This is a genomic window from Longitalea luteola (assembly GCF_017356035.1).
GTDB lineage: Bacteria > Bacteroidota > Bacteroidia > Chitinophagales > Chitinophagaceae > Niastella > Niastella luteola.
The window spans coordinates 23,355-44,952 of the sequence record NZ_JAFIQX010000016.1 but is presented as its reverse complement, the minus strand read 5'-3'; the positions used below and the strand labels follow the sequence as shown (position 1 = coordinate 44,952).

Below are 21,598 nucleotides of genomic sequence, written 5' to 3'. Positions count from 1 at the left end.
CTAGCCACTAGCCTGTTCACGAAAAGATACTATTGATCATAAACAAAACTATACGTAATGAGAAGAAGTATAATACTGTTAATCGTAGTTTGTTTGGGCGCCCATGTAGTGAAGGCGCAGGTGGATCCGCATTTTTCGCAATACTACGTTTATCCTGCCTGGCTGAACCCGGCCCTTACCGGCGCTTTTGACGGTGATTACCGTATATCGGGCATCTACCGGTCACAGTGGGGAAATATCAGTAGTCCATTCACCACCCCCGGCGTTGCGGTTGATTTTACCACCAACAGGAATTCCAGTTTCGGCGCCAATGTATTGAACCAGACGGCCGGCGATGGCGGCTATAATTATCTTACGGCATACGCCAGTTATGCCTATAACGGAGTTCGTTTCGGACCGCAGGAATATCATCGGGTAGTGATGGGTATGCAAATAGGGGTGATACAACGGCGATTCAACCGGTCGAAGCTCTCCTTTGGCGATCAGTGGAACCCGATCACTGGTTACAATCCCGGTGCTACTTCTGCAGAATCGTTCAGCAGAACATCTTCCACTTCATTCGATGCAGCTGCCGGTATCCTGTATTACGACGCACAGCCGGGTAAGAAATTGAATTTATTTGGCGGGTTCTCGGTTGCCCATCTTACGCGGCCCGATGATCATTTCAGCGCCTCCGGCAATTCGCGCCTGCCCATGCGTTTCACCGGCCATGCAGGGTTGCGAATAACGTTGTCGGATGTACTAAGCCTGACACCGAATATCTTATACCTGAAACAGGGAACAGCTACGGAGAAAATGGTAGGTGCTTATGCCCGCCTCATAGCGGCGCCCGGCACCGATGTAATGCTGGGTGCGAATTACCGCTTTAAAGATGCTTTGTCGCCCTATGTCGGTTTTGCCCATAAAAATATAGTGCTGGGAGTGAGTTATGATGTGAATACTTCCGATCTGGGAAAGATGGCCAATGGGTCGAACAGCTTTGAGATCTCCTTATCCTTTATTGGAAGAAGATCGGTTAAAACACCAGAAGTTGAATTTGTCTGTCCGCGCTTATAGTCATAGGTACACCAATGTCCAGGAAACCGGCGGTTGGTTTCTACCAACCGCTATTTTTTAGAAAAACAATTCCCTGCTATATAGAACACGCGATTGCTGCCTATGAAAACCAGGATTTGTGAATTATCAAACTTATCACATGAAGAAGATCATTGCTACCGGTATTATAGCTTGCTGCATGCTGGCAGCCAAAGCTCAGTTTACATATGATTATTTGCGGGCAGCAGATAATTATTATAAAAAAGCTGATTATTTTTCTGCGGCCCGGTATTACGAGAAATATTTAGGTGCGGCCGACCAAAAATTAAAGAAGGATGAGTATAGTCCGTATTCAGTTCCGTCATCCGCCGCCAAAAAGAATCATGTGCCGGTAAGCAGCCGCCAGCAGGCGTTGTACCGGGTAGCTGAAAGTTACCGCCTGTTGCATGACCATACCAAGGCTGCTACGTATTATGGTAAAACGCTGGAAGCCGGCGCCGGCGAATTTCCGCTGGCCCGTTATTACTATGCTGTTGAACTACGGGCGCTGGCGGATTATGAACAGGCCGAAAAAGAATTCAATCTTTTTCTTGATGAACATACAACCGACGATAACTATACAGAGTCGGCCAGGAAAGAACTGATGAGCCTTCGGTTCATTCAAACCCAGTTAAAAAAGAAAGACCTGAAACTGTACAATGTGCAAAAGGCCGCTGCCCCGGTGAATACGGAAGGCGCCAATTACGCACCGGTATGGTTGAATGAAAATACGTTATTGTTTACCTCCACCCGGGTAGATACTACCGCGGGCAGGAAGCAGTCGCACATCAACCGCGTGTATACAACGGCGGTAAATGAAGGCCTGGCAGGCGAAGTACAACCGCTGCCCTTACCACAGGCCGGCAGTACGCACCAGGGCGTAGTGAGTGTAACGCCTGATGGCAATACACTCTTTCTTACCCGGTGGATGATCTCAAGCGGCAAAAAGGTATCAGGTATTTACAGCAGCCGCAAAAGCGGTAATGGGTGGAGCGAACCGGTACTGTTGGATAGCTTGGTCAATGCTGCCGGTTATAGCACGCAACAGCCTTTCGTAATGCCCGATGGTAAACACCTGTTGTATGCCAGTGACAGGCCCGGCGGATTTGGCGGCTTTGACCTGTGGATCGCCGAACTGGATGAAACCGGTAAACCGGTGCATACCGCTAATCTCGGAGATGTGATCAATTCTGTAGCTGATGAGCAGGCGCCTTATTACCATCTTCCTTCCTCAACGCTTGTATTCTCGGCCAATGGCCGTGTGGGCATGGGCGGCTACGATTTCTTTTACAGCAAGGGTTCGCTGGATAAATGGACAGCGCCCGTCAACTTTGGTTACCCCGTCAATTCCGTAAAAGATGATATTTATTTTGTAAGTAAGGGCGGCGCGCGTAATGTGCTCGAGGATGTATGGTTGAGTTCCGACCGCGAAGCTACCTGTTGCCTGGAACTCTTTTATTTAAAGAAAATACTGCCTAAAAAACAGGTGAGCGGAACGGTTGTATCATGCGACGATAAGACACCGCTTTCCGGTGTTACCATCCACATAATGGATACGATCCAACAAAAAATAGTTCATACCCAAACCACAACCGGCGATGGGGCTTATTCCTTTATGCTGGATGAATTCCAGCCATTGAAAGCAGTGGCATCGGTAAGCGGCTACAGCAATGGTTCATTGCCTTTTTATACGCCGCAGGATAAAGAAGCGGAACTGCTGATCAATCCGGCCATTTGCCTGGTGAAAGAAGTACCGCCCGTGGAAGAAGCCGTTGTGCTTGACAATGTGTATTACGATTTTGACAAAGCCACCCTGAGCGCGACGTCCCATGCTTCGCTGGATAAACTGGTGGCGCTCCTGACCGCTCATCCTGAGATCTCCATTGAGCTCAGCGCACATACCGACAATAAAGGTAGCGAAAGCTATAATCAACGCCTGTCTGAAGCCCGCGCCCGCGCCTGTGTGGCATATCTCATCAGCAAAGGCATTGATAAGGACCGGCTGCAGGCGAAGGGATATGGTTCTTCCCAACCCATTGCGCCCAATACCAATGAGGATGGCAGCGATAACCCGGATGGCAGGCAGTTGAACCGCAGGACGCAGTTTAAGGTATTGAGGGAGTGATTAGAGTTGGGAAGTTAACTAGTTGACTAGTTGACAAGTTAACAAGTTGATAAGTTAATAAGTTAACAAGTTAACTAGTTAACCAGTTAATTGATTGACCATTGACCATTGACCATTGACCATTGACCACTGACCATTGACCACTGACCATTCACCAAACGTAACACATGAAGAAGCTCATAACAATTTGTAGTGTCGTTGCCGCGTGCATTCAGTTGCAGGCTCAACAGAAACCACACTACACCCAGTATATTCTCAATCAGTATATCGTTAACCCGGCGTTGACGGGCATTGAGAATTACACCGATATAAAAGCCAGCCACCGGCATCAATGGGCCGGACTGCAGGATGCGCCGGTAACCTCGTATGTGACTTTACATACGCCCATCAATAAAACAGATTATCGCACGACGGCTACATCTTTTGATGTGCCGGGCGAGAACCCGCGTGGACAACGGTACTGGGAAGAATACACCGCTGCTTCGCCCCATCATGGCGTCGGCTTGCAGGTCATCAATGACCGCACAGGTCCGTTGAACTATTTTTCTGCCTATGGAACCTATGCCTATCATCTGGGCATAAGCGCAAGGACCAGTCTGGCCGCCGGTTTTGGTGCAGGGTTTACGAGCATCAGCTTAAACACCAACAAACTTGATTTTGGCACCGTGCAGGTTGATCCGGCCGTGTATAACAACGGTATGATCAATACCCTGAAGCCCGATTTTATGGCAGGCCTGTACCTCTATTCAGCCGATTATTTTATCGGATTGTCGGCGCAACAGATCATTCCACAGAAACTGAGTTTCTCCGATCATTCGGTCAGGACCACGAATGGCAAAACCATTCCGCATTTGTTTGCCACAGCCGGCTATCGCTTTTTGCTGGGCGAAGATCTTAACCTCATTCCATCGGTGATGGTTAAGTATGTGAATCCGCTGCCCACGCAGCTGGATCTAAATGCCAAGCTCCAGTACCGCGATGTGGCCTGGTTTGGCGCCGGTTACCGGTATAATGACGGGTTTGTGGGTTTGTTAGGCGTGAACATCGGCCACAGGTTTAATATCGGCTATTCTTATGATTATACCACTTCCGGGTTAAATATCGTGAGCAAGGGAACACATGAGATCCTGGTGGGTTTTCTGCTCGGAAATAAATACGATGATGGTTGCCCGAGGAATGTCTGGTGAAAAGAATTCGAAAGTGAACCGCAATCGTCAATCGTCAAACATGAAAGTGTTTCAGGTTACAGGTTGCAGGGGGAGCTCTATATGCAAAGCCCTGAAACCTGGAACCTGTAACTGCCGGATCCGGCAGTTACAGCCAGAAGCCGGTACGATAACGAATCTTAATTTATAACAACTAAAATAAAAAACACGAACATGAAACGCACACATCAATGGAGCCTGCACCATTTCTTTTATTTCATGCTGGCTGTAGCCTTAACGATAAGCGCCTGTAAAAAAGGAGATACGGGTCCGCAGGGTGAAAAAGGCGACAAGGGCGATAAAGGCGACACCGGCCAGACAGGTCAAACAGGTAGTAAAGGTGATCCCGGAACCGCCAATGTATTGTACTCGGCCTGGTTAGACCTTACCTTCACGCTGGATCAAACCAGTAACATATTTTTCACCCAGATCACTGAGCCAAGAATGACAGATGAATTTTTGTCAACCGGTGAAGTAAAAGTGTATGTGAACCTGGGTACATCCGATAATAAGGTAGTATCTGTTTTACCGTTTGTTCAGGGACAGCTGCAAATTGTTCCCATTTACGCACCCAATACCATTGAGCTGGATGCCAATGTAAATGCTTCCACCGTCACCAGTGCCACTACCGGCAGAAAATCATTGCAATACCGCTATATTCTAATTCCTGGCGGCGCTTCGCTGCGCATGGACAAACAGATCGACTGGAATAACTATGAAGCGGTAAAAGCACATTTGAAATTAAAAGATTAAGGCCTGTGGGCTACACGTTAAAACCGGTGGCACCGATAGCGGCGAATTAAGAAAAACTAATGTAACTACGTAACGACATTCAAATTGGTATGGGCAGTGCTTTTTCTCGTGCGTTACGTTTGGCCCCGGCAATATTGTCGGGTTTTTTAGTGCTGGACGTGCTTGAATGTTCAAAGGATCGGTTTTAAACGAATATTCCCCGCACGCATAGGTATTTATATCTAATGTTGTTATAACTTTTATATCTGTTATCGTATCCGATGTTCCTGCGCGTTATTGCTGGTAACCGGACAACCTGGCTGCTAACATAATAAATAACCATAGCATATAGTCAGGTTGTTGCGGTGACAATATCCTTTTGAATGCCGGGTAGTATGTACAACCATGCAATACCTGTTTATTTGAAAATAACTGCTTATGAATCCATTATTCAGAAAGATCAATATCTTTCTCAAGGTTAATGAAAAAACGATTGACAGCTACTTCAATGCCAATGACCCTGCGCCCATTTACAAAAGGCAGCTGAGCCTGGAATTCGAGGAATATATCATGAATCACGCGCCCAGTATAAAACGATATTCAGCCGTTACCTACAAATTGACCTGCGTGAATGAATCAGATAAAAAATTTACAGATCCCCTGGTGCATGCCATTCGCCGGCATTTTTCTTTAAAGAAATCCATCCGCGAAGCAGAGTTTAAGAAGTTCAAACGGCGTAACAGCCCCCGTTGGCAATATGTTGCAGGATGATCGGTAATCGAGCGATGGATCGTATTCGATTAAAAATAAAATATTATAAGAGATTTTGTAGGACAGGTACAAAAAGATCAAGGACAATTTCAGGAGGGCCGCCCCGCTTTGCGGGGTGGCATTTTTTGCCTATGCCGGCCATAGAAAAGAATGAACTATATACACAATAAACAACGCCCCTGCGAAGGGGCGTTGAAGTTAGCATATAGTATTGGTTCGTAAGTAACTTAAATTCCTAACCCGGCCTTCACTTTATCGAAAAAGGATTTTTTGCCCTGTTTCTGGCGGGGGTTATAATATTGTTCTACCCGTTTCATGATCGCGGCCATTTTATCGGGGCTGAAAGAAGATTTCACCACATAACCGAGCGCGCCATATTGCAGCGCTTCCTGGGCTACCTGGCTGTTTTCCTGTCCGGAAATAATGTATACCATAATATGCGAGTCGAATGCCTTGATCTGTTTCAAAACTTCAATGCCATTCATACATTCCATATTATAATCCATAAATACAAGTGCGGGATGTTCTTTGATCTCATCCAGGCATTCGTCCCCGGCGCTATAGGATGTTATGTCGGTATAACCCAGGTTACGCAGGAACTGTTCATACAGGGTAAGACAAAAAATATCATCGTCCACAATATAGATCTTCATTTCAGGATAACTGGCCATGGTTAATTATTTAAAAGCTAAGTTGGTTAGTGTTCGATGGCGGTGGTTACGCCGGCAGCGTAATTAAAAAAACGCGGTTGGTGCGGCGGTATTGCCGTTCTTTCGGGTGGATCTATGAAACTAATACATGTACCGGACGCTTGCTAAGGGTTTGTGCTTACCGGCAGAAACAGGGCAGGAGGGGCATTTTACAGGGGATGTATCCATTAATCAATAACTATCGGTTGTACATAGTGCGTGTCGCCGTACCGGATGGCAACCTTATAAATACCTCTTGGAATATCCCAGGGAAGTTGTATTGTATGCGTAGAATGCAGGTCGGTATGATTCAGAAAGTGTTTAAAAACCTGCTGGCCCGATAGAGAGTACAGGTGTACCGTAAAAACACACTGTTCTATGTTGTACAGCTGCAGCCAGAACTTTTTCTGGGATACCAGGGTAGGGTATACCGTAATACGTTCGAGGCGTTTATTCAAACGGTCAGGTTGAGGCAAGGTGCTCATAGGAGATTAAGGATAATGAATTTGTTGTGCGCGATGAAGTTAACACTTATCTTGATTGATAACAAGCGTATACATACGCGGTTTTTGCACAAATAACGAACCTGCCTGCCTGTTATATTAAAGAAAAATTAGAATACCATTAATTGTTGGTTGCGGAACACCGGTATTTACCATTACCAATAGTTTATTTACTGACGCTATTGCAGAATACCCTTGTTAAAGGGAGTTATTAATTATTTTATAATACGAATTTGCCAGTCGGCAATGTTTTTCTTTAACAGGTATTGTCGAAAACGGGAGATCAATGTTTCGCCACCTGAAAGATAGAACGTAGCGTTCTGCCACGCCAGCCAGCAATTGGGATGCATGTCCTCCATCCAGTGAATAGCATTCAGCGCAGGTTGTCCCGGTATTTCAGGAACGCTATCTACCAGCAATTTTAACATTGACAAAACAGCTTCGTATTCGGGGTGCAGTTCCAATACACCAAAATATTCATGATCGTTTTGCAGGGCCACGGTTTTTAACGCATTGAACAGTTCAACGCTGCTTTCATCGCCTACAAAGAAATGGTGCGTAGCCTGCCTGTTATATAATTGTTTTGATTTTATATAGTGCAATAACTCATTATCGTCTGTAGCCGGCTGATCATTGTTCATGGCTGCTTCCGGCTCGTGACTGATCATTGGCCTGAATATATCAAACATGCTATTCTGTTTTGTTTACGAAAGAGATATTTTACCTTTACAAAAGTAGAAAGGGGTTTCCTGCGCTTTTTTATACAATACGGATAACTTTTTATATCAAACGGATTTTATGGGCGTACATGTGTTTGATGAATATGGAAGGGAATATCATGTAGGGCAAGTGTTTTCAAACGAAACGGTAGAACAGCCGCTTGTTACAGAAAAACGCGAGGTGTATAGCTTTCCTATTGGTAACGCGGAGCTGGTTCAACTGGCTTTTTCCGGTATTTACATTGTGTATGGAGATATGTTCCTGTACAAGACCCAGCGGTTGCGATATGAAATAACCGGTGAAATAGATACCGTGGAAATGCATTTTACCCTGGCCGGCGATGGTCTTATGATGAACCTGGCATCAGGAAAAGAACATCAGTTTAAAGCCAATCACCACAATCTTCATTATACCCCATTATTCAATGGTACGGGGCAGTACGGCGGGATCCTTAACACGTATAAATTCTTCGAAGTACATTTTACCAAACGGTTCTTTTGTGAGCTGGCAAAAAACAGCAGCCCCTCCCTGATGCAGTTCGCCGACCGGATCGCCAGCGGAAAGGAGATCGATCTGAGCCGCGAGAACATGCCTATTTCCTTTGCCATGCACCAGTGCATAAAGGATATTATGAACGCTAACCTCACCGGCGGATTGAAATTGTTGTTCCTGCAATCGAAATGTATTGAGCTGCTCACCCTGCAATCCCAGATGTACGAAGATGCCATGCAGGTAACACCTTCCGCTTCCTGTATCATTAAGCCGGGGCATGATACTGACAGCATCTATTTTGCGCGGGAATACCTGCTGCAACATGCCGCACAACCGCCTTCCTTAACCGAGCTGGCTAAGATTGCCGGGATCAATGAATTTAAACTGAAACAGGGATTTAAAGCATTGTTCAATAATACGGTGTTCGGTTATCTTGCCGATTATAAACTGAACCAGGCAAGGGAACTGATCGTTGGCAATGTCCCTATTAAAGAGGTGGCAGACAAGCTGGGTTATTCTTCCGTACAACATTTCAACAGTGCCTTTCGTAAAAAGTTTGGCGTTCCGCCGGGACAGCTGAGGAAGAATTAGCTAATTTGTTAATTAGCTAATGTGCTAATTAGCTAATGTGCTAATGAAATACCTTTACCTTACATCTCTTCAATTTTATCAAAGTCATGCCTATCGCTTTAAAAAGGATATACGAGCCCATTGAGTCGAAAGATGGTTACCGCATCCTGGTTGACCGTTTATGGCCAAGGGGTATTAAAAAAGAAGAAGCACATATAGATGCCTGGCTAAAAGAAGTAGCGCCATCTACGGAGCTGCGAAAATGGTTTCACAACGGCGAAGGCAGTTTTGCCGATTTTAAAAAGAAATACCTGGCTGAACTGAAAGATAATCCTGCACTGAAAGAGTTGCGAACATTGTTTAAGGAACATAAGAAAATAACCCTGTTATACGCTGCCAAAGACGAGAAAAATAATCATGCGCAAATCCTGGCCGGTGTTTTGAAATCATGAGTTGTTCAGTTATTCAGGTATTCAGGTGTTCAGTTATTCAGTTATTAGTAAAGGACTAGAAGTAACTTAGGAACTTAATAACTTATGAACTTAATAACTCATGAACTTTTGTAAGCGCCAGATCTGGATTTGCGGGAAACAATTACCGGCACAGCAATCACCGGGTTTCTGGTTCACCCGGCCGCAATCGCACCAGAATTGCTGGTTGGCCATCAGCATATAATCATCGAGCCCTCTTGCCATGCCTTTTACGAGCTTCACCGGGCCATTTGCCTGCATCACTTCCCAGCCATATTTGCCAGGTACTTCCTCCAGTTTATTATTCACAAAGAAACGCCAGGGATGTTTATGGGTTTGATCAGCCCAATAGGCCCGTAATTCGGATGTATTCCGGTGATCGAGTGTCAGGAGCGCAGCATGATAGCCATCGCATACCGAAACCAGGAAAACGCTAAAACCCCGCTCTTTGCCCACCCGGGCCAATAAAGTGTTCCATAGACTTTTTTCCATGGCAACCGGCTGCAAACCGCGCGATACAGGATCGGCTTTTGTGATAGGAACCCACTGGCCTTTGCGGATGGCTAAAAAACGAACGGTATCGTAACTGCGGATGTAATTACTGTCTTTGAGCCGTTTGGCCAGTGCCGTAATATCGTTGTTCAGGAAATTACCATTCAACACCGCCCTGCGGCTGTATAAACTGTCGGGTATGCTCGATTCGCCAAATAGCAGATAGTCTAACCCTGCCCGCACCGTATTGATGCATTTATGGCGAAAGCCGGGCCGCCAGTTGGAATCTTTCGGTTGTTCTTTTAAAGAAGCATTGGCGATAAAGAATTGTTTGATGCGTTCAACGTCTTCAGGCGTAAACAAAGGCGTTCGTCGGCTGGGATCTTTTGAGGACGGGTCAGGCTTTATATTGCCGTGGCTGCTTTGGGGCGACAGCATGGCGCCACACAGAACCGCTACTATAACAGGTAACAAAACCAATACACGTAATTTCATAAGGTTATTTGGGTTCGGCATTCTTATCCGGTCACAAGATCATACGGTACAGCGATCCTATAACGTAACGGGCATAAGGATTTGTGCAGGCGCTGCAATAAATTTTTAACGGGTACATGAAACCATTCACCTGCCTGCTGATCACCTTGGTAATGGTAAATGAGGCGCGAAATTAATAACTGTGGCGCGATGGCAAGCAGCGATGCCGGCTATTTTAAGGCAGGCTGTCTATTTTTTCCTGGATGCCCTGTTTTTCTGTTTGTGTTTTGGCCAAAGCCCGGGCTTGCTGGTAATTCAACAATGCTTTCCGGTTATCCAGGTCGCGGTACAATTCACCCATCAGCAGGAAATAAAAATGATTGTTATTGGCCGGCAGTTGCAGGGCTTCCTGTAAGGCCGGTTCTTTTCCTTTGGCCTTATACAAAGCAAAGATTCGGTTGAGGGCAACGACGGGCGAGGGGTTTATCAATATCAACTGATCGTACAAGTGCAGGATGGCCTGCCATTTTTCGGGGATATCTTCCTTGATGCAATGCCAGTAAGCGATACCTGCTTCGAGGTGGTAGGAGCTTATTTCATTGCCCTGCGCAGAATTATTCAGGAACCGGATACCCTGGTTGATGAGTGCGGTATCCCATAGATCGGTATTTTGCTCCTCGTATAATACGAGGGTATCGTTGTTGGTTTCGCGGGCATGGAACCGCGACGCATGAAAGCTCATCAGGGCCAGCAGGGCATTTGTTTTGGGCCGGTTGGTGCGGTCATAAGCAGTTAGCATACCTGCCAGCCGCATCGCTTCTATACAAAAGTCTTTACGCAAAATGGTGTTTTCAGTTTGCGAATAATATCCCTCGCTGAAAAGCAGGTAAATGATGTGCAGCACATTGTCGAGCCGGTTATCCAGTTCCTGGTCAGGCAGGGTATTGTCGATAGGAATGAGCTGTACCTTTTCATTGCGCAGTTTTTCCTTTGCCCTGAAAAGACGTTTGTTAATGGTTTCTTTATTGGTTAAAAATGCTTCGGCAATTTCGTCGATGCCAAAACCGCAAAGGATGCGCAATGCCAGTCCGATCTGGGCTTCGCTGGCAATGACGGGATTGCAAATGGCAAACAGCATTTGGAGCTGACTGTCTTTAATATTCTGCTGGGAAAAATTAACCGGATCGGGATCTGTGTTCACTGGTTGCTGGGCTTTTATTTCAGGAACGACTTTTTGTTCAAAAATTTTGTGCCGCCTGAAATGATACAATGTTTTTTGTTTGGCTACTGCATATAACCATGCGGGCGGGTTGGCCGGCAGCCCGTTCATGCCCCAGGTTTCAGAGGCTGCCAGAAAGGTTTCGCTTACGATATCTTCAGCCAGTTCTATATGTTCCAGTCCGAACTGTTTACTGATCACCGCTACCATTTTGGCAAACTCCTGCTGGAACAACTGTTTTAGTGATTCCTGTTCTTTTTCCATAGTAATTACAATTTAACCGTGCCACCGGTTGAGACTGTGGCACGGTTACAGCGTTGTTCATTGCCACCGCGTCGAAGTGTATTCATTATCACATCATCACATCATCACATTGTCACATTGTCACATCGCCTATTGGTACAATGGCCGCACTTCAACACTGCCATCGGCATCCAGGGCCGGACAACCATGCGCCAGCGTGAGTGCTTCTTCCATGTTCTCTGCCTTAACGGTCATGAAACTGCCAAGGCGTTCTCTGATCTCCACGAACGGACCATCGGTAATTACACCACCTGGTTTCAATACTTTCCCTTCTGTTGCCAGGCGGGCGCCGGTAGCGCCTAATTTTCCCTGGGCGGCAATACCGCCTACCCAGTCCTGCCATTTTTTTGCAAGCGCCTGCATTTCTTTGGGCGAAACATTGCTGTAATCGTAGCTGGGCTGGCGGAATATAAACATGAAATCTTTCATACTATTTGTTTTGTGTCACGCCTGAAAGGGTGACAAGTTAAATTAAAAAGGTGAATCGTGAGTCGTCAATCGTCAATCGTGAATCGTCAATCGGGAGAGGCCTGGAAATACAGGATACAAGGTACAGTTCCTGTTTCTTATACGGGGCAAGCGTTAAGCGTTCGGCGTTAAGCGTTCAGCGTTAAGCGTTTTTCGTTAAGCGTTTTTCGTTAAGCGTGAGCAAACATACCTGGCGTGTACATGCCTACAGCAGCAGGATTGGGGAAGGCAATGTTCACCCGGTTATAGCTGTTGATGGCGATCACGGCAAACGTAAGATCGATCAGTTCTTCTTCGGAAAATTGTTGTCGGGCATTTTCGTAAATGACTTCATCCACGTGACTGCCATTTAACCTTGTCAATGCTTCTGCCCAGGCTAATGCCGCGCGTTCACGTTCGCTATAGAAAGGCGCTTCCCGCCATGCATCCAGTACAAAAAGCCGTTGCGGATTTTCGCCTTCCGCCAGCAGGTCTTTCGAATGCATGTCGAGGCAGAATGCACAACCGTTGACCTGTGATACGCGGAAATAGATCAGGTGTAAAAGTGACTGTTCTATCGGTGATTTCCCCAGGTAGGCGCCCAGGCTGTTTAACGCTTTTAAAGCCCGTTGGCCCTTTTCCATAACATTGATCGGCTGTTTCATTTCGTTCTGTTTTATCATTATTAATGTTTGTTGTATACGTTAATAATGACCGGGACGAACCGGATTGGACAGGTTCGCCGAACTTTTTTTAAATTTTTTTCAGTCTGCTATTTTTCAGCGGTTTATATGATAAAATATATGGCCCCTGTTTCGGAAGCAGGCCAGACGTTGCCGGCAGGCATATTTATGAATCGAGTTCTTCGTTGATAGAAAAGGAATCTACCATCTGGTCGGCTTCCAGCCGGGCAAAATCGGCTTTTTTTACAGCTGCGGTGAAAGTGGTCTGTGTTATCCTGTGACGAACGATGAGCCAGTCAGGCGTATAGTCGGGTACATTAACATGGATCGTTAAGGTCACCTCCCGGTTGTCATTTTCATTATGGAATTGTCGATCGTCCATACCGTAAGTTACAAAAAATGGTGCCATCCCCCCATGTACCGGCGTTTACAATTCTTTCTCCATAAACAAGGCGCCGGGAATTGGGTTGAACCGGTAAGGCTTTATTTCGTAGAAGCCGGCTGACTGGTATAATTTAATGGCCGCATGCATACGCGGTACAGTATCGAGCCGGATGAACCGGTAACCCAAATGGCTGGCTGCTGACAACGCCTGTTGCAGTAATTGCTGACCGAGCTGGCGGCCGCGGTATTGGGGATTTACAAACATCCTTTTCAGTTCCGCAATGGTTGCATCTATCTTGCGAACACCGGCACAGGCGACGGCTTTGTCGCCATCATAGACCAACAACAGTACACCGGTTGGATCGTTGTATTCAGTAGCAATTTCTGCCAGTTCGCGGTCAACGTCCTGGAAATTGAGTTCAAAATCGAGTGACTGAATATATTGAAGAAATAATTGTTTTCCGTTTTCAAAGTCTTGCTGCGAAACTGCTTTCCTGAAGGTAAGTGCCTGGCTGTTGTTCATTGTGTGTGTATTCTTTGGCAAAGATAAAATGAACGGTGAATTGGTTACTGGAGCAGATGGGGGAGAATGGGGTGGATCAGATCAATTAGCAAATAGCAAACGTGCATATGTGCAAATCCCGGCTAAAGCCGGGGACAGGTTGTGCAAATTGGCATATATTTGAAAGGTTGGAACTTTAAGGCATTCGCATAAATATAATTCTCATGCAAATACGGCCACATCCTGCTTTAGCCCATCTGGTGAAACATTATCTGATCCTGGATAGTGTGCGCCGGGCTCAAAGCTTACACCGTTTATTTGCCGATGGTAATACCGGGTTGGTTTTTAACCTGGGAAATGCGGCGCTCGGTTCCGCCGGCACAACAGCTGAAGTAAATGCCTGCTGGTTATACGGACAGGTAAAAACATACCATGATCTTTCGCTTGTCGGTGATATTAACCTCATCGTAGTGGTGCTGCAACCGTATGGCGCTTTTCAGTTGTGGGGCGTGCCTGCCAGTGAGTGGTATAATTGCATTTTTCCGGCAGCTGACGTTGTAGGCGCTCCTGTCAATGATCTTGCCAATACACTGGCAAACACGGCGCAATTGCATGAACGTATCAGGCTGCTGGATGCCTTCTTCCTGCAGCAGGTAGATGGAAGCATGATCCCTGACCCGCTGATCATGCAGGCTGTACAACATATTATAAAACAGCAAGGCCTGTTGACCATAGAATCCCTCACCTCCGTGCTGTCAGTGAACGAGCGAACCCTGGAACGGAAATTCAAATTGCATATTGGACTTACCCCCAAGCGATTTTCTGATATAATCCGGCTCAGTTTAAGTATAAAAAGAATGCAGCGGTTAAAAGAAAATCGTCAGCTCACAGCAATTGCCTATGACAGCGGCTATTTCGATCAGGCGCATTTTATCAAGGAATTTAAAAAATACACCGGTATAACACCCCATCTATACCACACCGCTCAGCCGCTTGCTTTGAATTTTCTGGCGTTATAAGAATGTCGCTTTTTTACAATTCACCGGTACCGGCTGATCGTATTTTTGCTTGATGCAACCGATAAAAATAGCCACCGCCCAGTTTGAACACAGGAGTAATGATAAGGCGTATAACCTCAGCATTATCCGCGAACTTGCCGCACAGGCAAGATCACAGGGAGCGCAGGTGATCGCATTTCATGAATGTTCCATTACAGGATATACATTCGCGCGGCATTTGGATAAGGCGCAATTGACGGCTATTGCGGAATTGATCCCCGAAGGAGAAAGCATACAGGCGCTTATTCAGATAGCAACTGAGTTAAACATTGTTATTCTGGCCGGGTTGTTCGAGAAAACAGCCGACGGAACTTTGCACAAGGCATATGTGTGTGTGAACAGCTCAGGACTGGTGGCCAAATACCGCAAATTGCATCCCTTCATCAATCCCCACCTTACACCCGGCGACTCCTATGTGGTGTTCGAACTCTTTGGCTGGAAATGCGGCATACTGATCTGTTACGATAATAACATTATCGAAAATGTAAGGGCCACCACCTTGTTGGGCGCTGATATTATTTTTATGCCGCACGTTACCATGTGCACGCCATCGCCCCGGCCCGGCGCAGGTTTTGTTGACCCGGCGTTATGGTTCAAAAGGGAAGAAGATCCAACTTCACTGCGGGCCGAATTCGATGGGCTGAAAGGCCGAAGCTGGCTGATGAAATGGTTGCCGGCCCGCGCTTATGATAATGGCGTGTACGTAGTCTTTTCAAATCCTATCGGGATGGATGACGATCAATTGAAGAATGGCTGTTCCATGATCCTCGATCCTTTTGGCGATGTGATCGCTGAATGCCGTGCTTTAGGTAACGAATTTACCATTGCTACGCTGACACCGCAAAAATTAACGCAGGCAGGTGCCTACCGCTATAAAAATGCGCGGCGTCCTGAATTATATGGAGAAATATTAGCCGCATCGCATACCGCGGTTCAAAAAGTGGCGTGGTTGAAGGAAGAATAGCATCGCCTTAACGAACACTATTTTTTTCGCATAAACTTCTTAAGCATGGTTTTCTTTTTGGAAGCTGATGCTTTCAATGGTAGCCTGGCTTTTGCTTTAGGCTTGCGAACTTTCTGTTCATAATAAAACCCGGATGGATATCCTTCTTGCTCCTGCAGATCGAGCTCGAGGAAAACTCCTTCATCGGTATAAGCGCCAATGGTGAAGGCTTCGTACGCAAGCACATGCAGACTGGCCTGTCCGTTTTTTACGGCGGTATACCTTATCTCGTTCGGAAAGCTGTCGTGGATGAAGAATGCTACTTCGCCGTCAAATGGGCATTTGTCTTCTGCTGTCACGGTTATATGTATATTAAACCAACCGGGAGAGAACGTTTTGTTTACTGTAGCATGCATTGTCAGACCTTCATCCGTTTTTTTACCACCCCAGCGGTCTTTTTGCAGATCACTTTTATCTTTTACCGGGTTTGAATTGTATAAGTTCTCCACCATTTTTTTAAAGGAAGGCGTAGGATCATGGTAATAAAAAGCGGCCGGGTATCCCTTTACGGTGTTCAGATCCAGTTCAAGCGTGGTTCCATCTTCTGCATACGCGCCCATTGTGAATGCCTCATAAGCAACCAGGTCGAATGTAACCTGATCATTAACGGCGGTACCATATTCTATTTCATCGGAAAAACTATTGTGCAGGAAGAGGGCAACCTGTCCGCTAAGCGGTTTGCCTGAAATGGTGACAAATATACTATAAAGACCAGGACTGTCTTTAAGCGGTTCTACGCGGGCCTGCAGGCGTTTGCCGTTGTTCGTTGCTTTGCCGCCCCATCGGCCTTTCTGCAAGTCATCCGGTACCTTGATTTGTCTTGATTCGTACAATCGTTTTACGGTTGCTTTGAAAGAATCCTTTTTAGGTTTGGGATTATCGGCTGTTTTCGGGGCTGCCGTCATGACTGAACGCTGTCGATTGACCGGAAATGAAAAATCATTCAGTTTTCCATAATTAATAAACAGATCATAGCCGGGTTCCAGGTCCTTCTTAGTTATTTCCTGCTCTATATACTTCAACGTGTTGGCCAGGGACATTCTTTTCCCATGTTTTTCTATTCTTTTAATGTGAGTAATATAGCGTTGTATTTTATCAAGGATGTCTTGCTCGTCACTGTAATCGTAAATGATCTGACCTTCAATGGGGCCTTTTATAAAGTTTATCAATATCCTGGATGCTGTCATTTGCTCATTGATAAATACAAGTATTCTTTTCTTTCGTTGTAGAGCGAGATTATATTGTTCTTCCAGCGAGGGCATGGGTCTTCCCCCGAAAAAGGTGATCTCATTAATAATGAAAATGACCAGGTCTGCATTTGTAATGTTTGCAGTGTATTCTCTGTGGCTCCATGACGGGTAACCTTCTTTTTGTATCTCTTCCCACAGATAACGTTCCATGTTGTTTGCTGCCGGCGAAGCGGTAACCAGAAAAATTCGGTGGATCTGATCTATTTCCGGAGTATGCCAAATGGTTCTAAAAAAAAGATCAGGGAAAGTTTCGTCATTTACGGATCTGTCGTTCCTGACCGCCACAAAATTTAATGCTCCTTTGTCGGTAAGGTCGATATATGCGGCGCTCTGCATGTGCGGGTTGTTAATCATAAGATTAAGCGGTTTGCCAAAGGCCTCCCAGTATTGATGGATAAGGTCATGCCGCTCAGCGTCAATGCCAAATTGTGGAGAAAGAATATTTTTCTCATCACATAAATAGACAATGGTATGTTTATCGCCGGCTTCGGTATAAATAACCTCAAATAATTCCCGGAGGGTATCCACTTGTGAAAGAAAATGATAATGCACCTTTTCCCTTACAGCTGCAGGCACGGTATCAAAACGGGGTATGGCAGATTCGCTGTGAATTTCCAGGATGGCAAATTCTTTGGTGTGAAACGGCGCAAAATAGGCAGCCAGCGACGCGGGATTCACGGACGTATTCACATTTAACAGTTCCAGTCCATCCCATGTTAACTCCCGGGGTAAGCCGTTTACAAAAAAGCCCACCGGTAAAACCTTTATACGAGTAAAGTCAATCCGCAATCTTTTTAAATTGCTTAGTTCGCCAATAGTCCCTGGCAATCGTTCAATCCTGGTTTCCCTTAGATCCAACTCTTCCAGTAAGAATAAGATGACATTTTCCGGCAGCGATTCAATAGGATTTCTGCTCAGGTTCAGTTTTCGCAACTTGTTTAATTTTCCGACATTCTCCGGTAGTACAGCTATGTTATTATTTGACAGATCAAGGGATATCAATCCTTCCATTTGAAATACGGCCGGTGGAATTTCTTGGAGCGACAAGCCGCTTAGATCTAATTCTTTTGTTTTGCGCGCTTCGCGGATCCGCTGCTCAATGACAGATCCGTCGGCTGCGGGATTTTCCGGCAGCAGGTATTTTTGCATTTTTTCCAGGATAGCAGCTACATTCCGGATCAATTCCTGCATGCCGTCTTCCTGGTTAACTGGTTGCAATGTCAATGGTAACACCCGGTTGTTTATAAAAGGAAGACTACGCCAGTTACATTCCTCTTCAATGACGAAGTATACATTTTTGTTAAGGGATAAAAGTATGATCAATCCCGCGTAAAAATCTTTGCGTTTATTGGTCTCTTCTATCCAGCTGCTATCCACACCGATCAATATCACATGGATCTCATGTAATAATCTTTCATATAATTTGTCATCAACATCGTTCTCAAAGTCCTCAATTGTTTTTACGGTTACCTTGTTCGTGGTTTCTATCTCTCTCTTAAATGCCTGCTTAAGCCTGTCCTGTTGTTCCCGAATTTCGTTTGGTACAGAAACGGAATCAGGGGAAATGTAAAATATCTGGATCAGGCTGCCATTTTTCAACAGGACGGCATTTTGTAATTCCTTCAGCACATCCTCATCTGGAGTCAATCCGTAACGGGTAGTAAAATCCTGCAGCACCTTGCGGTATTGAGATCCCGGTTTGCCGTCTACAAACAAGCTATAGCCGAGGGCCGACAGCAGTTGTTGTATTTGCAGCGTGGGACTTTGCTTTATTGGCGTTAAAAAATAATTATCCAGCCACTCGGGTTGAATGATTATCCGGGGCCAATGCTTTTCAATAGTTACTAAATGGGCAATGATCTCTTTGTAGGTAAGGTTTTGTTTGCTGGCGGCGATCTTCCGCGCGAGCATGGCTATCAGGCCGGGTGGTAATTCCGATGATGCCTTCACATTGTCGTCTGGCGCTATAGTTACCTGATTTGTATAATTGTTGGGCAGCCAATCGAAAGGGGTGCACTTATGGCTATCCAGGATGATTATGATCGCCGGTCGTTTTATAGCATGCTGCCGAACCAGTTCACTGAATGCATCATTTGTTAGCGTTTGTGTTGCAGCGTTGTAACGAATAGTTTCGTGGGCGCCTTCCTCGGATGAATCAGTCAATACTAAATGGATTGTTTTGTCTTCTTTGAATGACTGCCCCTGAAAGCAGAACAATACAGTGTCATCAGCATTGGCCTGGGATAACACGCGGCGGAGTGTATCCATAACAGCTGCATACGTCGCTGCCGAGGCAAAAAATAGATGTATATTCTGCTCTTTGACCAGATTTTTGTTCCTGAGCGCATCAGCAAAAGCGAGATGCATTTGGTGCAATGAAGTGGTGCCTATCACCATCACCGCGTACACCACCCCTTTGTTTGTGGAGTCGTTTTGCCGATATGTTTCTGCTACCCCGGCCTCATACAGTGGCATCAGCGTGTTTGTGAAGGCGGCCGGAACGTCGATGGTGATGCCGGTGCCGGCAGCGGCCGGCATGATCATGATATTTTTATTGGGTATGTCGTCTGCAGCTTCGGCAACTATATCATCAGCTTTTATGTCTTCATACTCCTGTTTTATATCGATTGCCTTCCGCAACATGTCGGCCAGTTCGTGATTCTCTTTTACCAGGGTAGTCAGCAGATTCGTGACGCCAATGGATTGCAGCCGGTCTTTTTCCAGCGTAGATCTTAATGACGTTAAAATATTCATAGCTGCCAGCCTGGGCGCTACTGCCAGCAGGGCTGTCCATTCCTGGGCATCGTAAAAATTTTTAGGAAATGCTGTCGTCTTTTTTTCCTGAATGTATTTGTAAAGGAAAGATGCCAGGTCTTCGATCAGGTGTTCGCCAAAATTTTCCTTTAATACACTCAATAAAAAAGCACGGGTGTCGGAGGCCATTTCATACATTTCCTTGCCGGTGATGCGGAACAGGGGCGAAAGAATACAATCATTCACTACCAGGGGTGGCAATTGATAGGTTTTCCCATTGGTATCTTTCAGCTCCCGGAAATTAGCCCATAACTGGTACAGCAGGTCAATATTAACAGCCACCGGGAAGGCGGCAAGGCAGGCCATCCATAACGGTGCTTCTTCATGCCCTGCATAATGCGGCTTCAGCTTTTGCCAGTAAGCTATTACGCATTGTTCGGCTGCCCGTACGTTTTTGATCAACGGTTCTACCATTTACCTTGTTATTGGCGTTATTAGTTTCGATTTGAAAAGCCGCACGATATTTCCCAGATCATCGGAATAATCATTCCCCGGTTGAAACATGTTTACAAAACCGGCAATAACGGAAGCCGAACTGTTCTTCCATCTTTCTTTGGGTAATGGGTTCAGCCAGGCAATGCGGTGTTTCCTGAGTTGGTGGATCATTAAATAAGTATGCTGGATCCGGTCTTCATCGAACGATCCGCGCGCTGCGCCGCCATCGCTTACGATGAGTATGTTGCGGCGGGCACCATTGGCAACCTCATCGAAGGGAACAGCTAATGTGCGCTGCGGCGTAGTGAACAAAAAATCTCTGGCAATATTGCGGAAGTAAAAAATATCCCCATCATTTTTGATGCTTCCTTTCATGACCGCTTCAGTCATGGTATCCTGCAAACCATGAAAAGCGATCATGGAGCCGCCGCGGTCGAACAGCAGGGTCCACCGGGTAACGAAATCTTCCTCTTCGCTGAATTGCCAGTTATCGAAGTATCCTTTGGCGCCAACATCCTTTACCGTTGCTTCCATATCTATGACCGGTTTGCCGGTCCCTTTCACTTTATACCGCAGCGAACGGATGGTTTGTTCAATGAACCGCGGACTAACAGTGAGGTACGTATAATCGAATTTGAACTTTTTGTCATTAAAATAGGTGCTGTAATCCTGCTGATCCAATGCTTTGCCTTCCCTGCTTTCTTCGATATTGATCACCAGGCTGGTAGTCGTAGCAGCAGGAGTAGGAATTTGCTTTTCAGGTGATCCTTTCTTTTCGGGCCCGTCTTCATTGGGCTTATCCTCAGCTGATTTTTTTGGCTCTATATCACCCCGGTTGTTAAGGGGATCAAGATCTCCATCTGATTTCAATGACGCATCTGTCGCCTTATTTCTTTTCTTTTTCGTAACCGTTTCATATGCGTGCAGATTGTCGTTGATGATATTTTCCATTACCTGTTCGTTGATGGCGGCATTGCCGGTATGGAACGGTTTCAACCAAAGTTTTTTACAAAAGAAAAGCAGTTCGTCCTTTGAATTCAATGCATAACCTTGATGTAAGACGTCTATGAGTTGCAGGTAGGAGCCCGGATCGATGCCTTTATTGGGCTGATCTTTTTCCAGCTGCATCAGTTGTATGAACGCGTTGTATAAAGGAAGTTCTATGTTGGTGTTCTTTGCCATT

20 protein-coding genes are annotated in these 21,598 nt (G+C 45.8%); 9 read left to right on the top strand and 11 right to left on the bottom strand.

Annotated features, from left to right (window positions below; all coding sequences use genetic code 11):
- Positions 1 to 57 precede the first annotated feature (57 nt).
- The 5 genes from JUB15_RS26725 to JUB15_RS26705 all read left to right on the top strand — a co-directional run bounded on the left by JUB15_RS26725 (position 58) and on the right by JUB15_RS26705 (position 5,907).
- Positions 58 to 1,056 (top strand): PorP/SprF family type IX secretion system membrane protein, encoded by a 999-nt coding sequence (locus JUB15_RS26725; RefSeq protein ID WP_207515730.1) that lies wholly within the window; start codon positions 58 to 60, stop codon positions 1,054 to 1,056.
- 139 nt (positions 1,057 to 1,195) lie between these two features.
- Positions 1,196 to 3,199: an OmpA family protein gene (locus tag JUB15_RS26720; protein ID WP_207515729.1), complete on the top strand. Its 2,004-nt coding sequence runs from the start codon at positions 1,196 to 1,198 to the stop codon at positions 3,197 to 3,199.
- Between the two features lie 167 nt (positions 3,200 to 3,366).
- Complete coding sequence (locus JUB15_RS26715) at positions 3,367 to 4,386, top strand: PorP/SprF family type IX secretion system membrane protein (RefSeq protein ID WP_207515728.1); 1,020 nt, start codon at positions 3,367 to 3,369, stop codon at positions 4,384 to 4,386.
- Between the two features lie 192 nt (positions 4,387 to 4,578).
- Positions 4,579 to 5,157 carry a collagen-like triple helix repeat-containing protein gene (locus tag JUB15_RS26710; protein ID WP_207515727.1) on the top strand — a complete coding sequence of 193 codons (579 nt, stop codon included), beginning with the start codon at positions 4,579 to 4,581 and terminating at the stop codon, positions 5,155 to 5,157.
- Between the two features lie 417 nt (positions 5,158 to 5,574).
- Positions 5,575 to 5,907 (top strand): hypothetical protein, encoded by a 333-nt coding sequence (locus tag JUB15_RS26705; RefSeq protein WP_207515726.1) that lies wholly within the window; start codon positions 5,575 to 5,577, stop codon positions 5,905 to 5,907.
- Positions 5,908 to 6,134: 227 nt separating this feature from the next.
- Here the strand turns inward: JUB15_RS26705 and JUB15_RS26700 are convergent, their stop codons facing one another.
- From JUB15_RS26700 to JUB15_RS26690, 3 genes are all read right to left on the bottom strand, one after another.
- Positions 6,135 to 6,578 (bottom strand): response regulator, encoded by a 444-nt coding sequence (locus tag JUB15_RS26700; protein WP_207515725.1) that lies wholly within the window; start codon positions 6,576 to 6,578, stop codon positions 6,135 to 6,137.
- Between the two features lie 206 nt (positions 6,579 to 6,784).
- Positions 6,785 to 7,081 (bottom strand): T9SS type A sorting domain-containing protein, encoded by a 297-nt coding sequence (locus JUB15_RS26695; RefSeq protein ID WP_207515724.1) that lies wholly within the window; start codon positions 7,079 to 7,081, stop codon positions 6,785 to 6,787.
- A gap of 233 nt (positions 7,082 to 7,314) precedes the next feature.
- Positions 7,315 to 7,788 (bottom strand): hypothetical protein, encoded by a 474-nt coding sequence (locus tag JUB15_RS26690; protein WP_207515723.1) that lies wholly within the window; start codon positions 7,786 to 7,788, stop codon positions 7,315 to 7,317.
- A 109-nt stretch (positions 7,789 to 7,897) separates the two neighbouring features.
- Here JUB15_RS26690 and JUB15_RS26685 point away from each other — a divergent pair, with 109 nt between their 5' ends.
- A complete protein-coding gene (locus tag JUB15_RS26685; RefSeq protein WP_207515722.1) occupies positions 7,898 to 8,902 on the top strand; it encodes a helix-turn-helix transcriptional regulator in 1,005 nt (334 codons plus the stop codon).
- 86 nt (positions 8,903 to 8,988) lie between these two features.
- Positions 8,989 to 9,333, top strand: a complete 345-nt coding sequence (locus JUB15_RS26680; protein WP_207515721.1) for a DUF488 domain-containing protein — start codon at positions 8,989 to 8,991, stop codon at positions 9,331 to 9,333.
- 90 nt (positions 9,334 to 9,423) lie between these two features.
- Here the strand turns inward: JUB15_RS26680 and JUB15_RS26675 are convergent, their stop codons facing one another.
- The 6 genes from JUB15_RS26675 to JUB15_RS26650 all read right to left on the bottom strand — a co-directional run bounded on the left by JUB15_RS26675 (position 9,424) and on the right by JUB15_RS26650 (position 13,876).
- Positions 9,424 to 10,338, bottom strand: a complete 915-nt coding sequence (locus JUB15_RS26675) for a hypothetical protein (protein WP_207515720.1) — start codon at positions 10,336 to 10,338, stop codon at positions 9,424 to 9,426.
- Between the two features lie 214 nt (positions 10,339 to 10,552).
- Positions 10,553 to 11,800 carry an RNA polymerase sigma factor gene (locus JUB15_RS26670; protein ID WP_207515719.1) on the bottom strand — a complete coding sequence of 416 codons (1,248 nt, stop codon included), beginning with the start codon at positions 11,798 to 11,800 and terminating at the stop codon, positions 10,553 to 10,555.
- 129 nt (positions 11,801 to 11,929) lie between these two features.
- Positions 11,930 to 12,268 carry a YciI family protein gene (locus JUB15_RS26665; protein ID WP_207515718.1) on the bottom strand — a complete coding sequence of 113 codons (339 nt, stop codon included), beginning with the start codon at positions 12,266 to 12,268 and terminating at the stop codon, positions 11,930 to 11,932.
- Between the two features lie 209 nt (positions 12,269 to 12,477).
- Positions 12,478 to 12,951 carry a carboxymuconolactone decarboxylase family protein gene (locus tag JUB15_RS26660; protein ID WP_207515717.1) on the bottom strand — a complete coding sequence of 158 codons (474 nt, stop codon included), beginning with the start codon at positions 12,949 to 12,951 and terminating at the stop codon, positions 12,478 to 12,480.
- A gap of 184 nt (positions 12,952 to 13,135) precedes the next feature.
- Positions 13,136 to 13,351: a hypothetical protein gene (locus JUB15_RS26655; RefSeq protein WP_207515716.1), complete on the bottom strand. Its 216-nt coding sequence runs from the start codon at positions 13,349 to 13,351 to the stop codon at positions 13,136 to 13,138.
- Between the two features lie 45 nt (positions 13,352 to 13,396).
- Positions 13,397 to 13,876 carry a GNAT family N-acetyltransferase gene (locus tag JUB15_RS26650; protein ID WP_207515715.1) on the bottom strand — a complete coding sequence of 160 codons (480 nt, stop codon included), beginning with the start codon at positions 13,874 to 13,876 and terminating at the stop codon, positions 13,397 to 13,399.
- Positions 13,877 to 14,079: 203 nt separating this feature from the next.
- Between JUB15_RS26650 and JUB15_RS26645 the strand changes: the two genes are divergently transcribed.
- The gene (locus JUB15_RS26645) at positions 14,080 to 14,874 is read left to right on the top strand and encodes a helix-turn-helix transcriptional regulator (protein WP_207515714.1); all 795 of its coding nucleotides are present in this window, start codon (positions 14,080 to 14,082) and stop codon (positions 14,872 to 14,874) included.
- A gap of 52 nt (positions 14,875 to 14,926) precedes the next feature.
- Positions 14,927 to 15,877 (top strand): nitrilase family protein, encoded by a 951-nt coding sequence (locus JUB15_RS26640; RefSeq protein WP_207515713.1) that lies wholly within the window; start codon positions 14,927 to 14,929, stop codon positions 15,875 to 15,877.
- Between the two features lie 17 nt (positions 15,878 to 15,894).
- On the opposite strand, the gene JUB15_RS26635 is transcribed toward JUB15_RS26640, so the two are convergent.
- Together JUB15_RS26635 and JUB15_RS26630 are read right to left on the bottom strand one after the other, a co-directional pair.
- Positions 15,895 to 20,394 carry a leucine-rich repeat domain-containing protein gene (locus JUB15_RS26635; RefSeq protein WP_207515712.1) on the bottom strand — a complete coding sequence of 1,500 codons (4,500 nt, stop codon included), beginning with the start codon at positions 20,392 to 20,394 and terminating at the stop codon, positions 15,895 to 15,897.
- On the bottom strand, positions 20,395 to 21,597 hold the full coding sequence (locus JUB15_RS26630) for a hypothetical protein (RefSeq protein ID WP_207515711.1): 1,203 nt from the start codon (positions 21,595 to 21,597) through the stop codon (positions 20,395 to 20,397).
- Position 21,598: the final 1 nt, after the last annotated feature.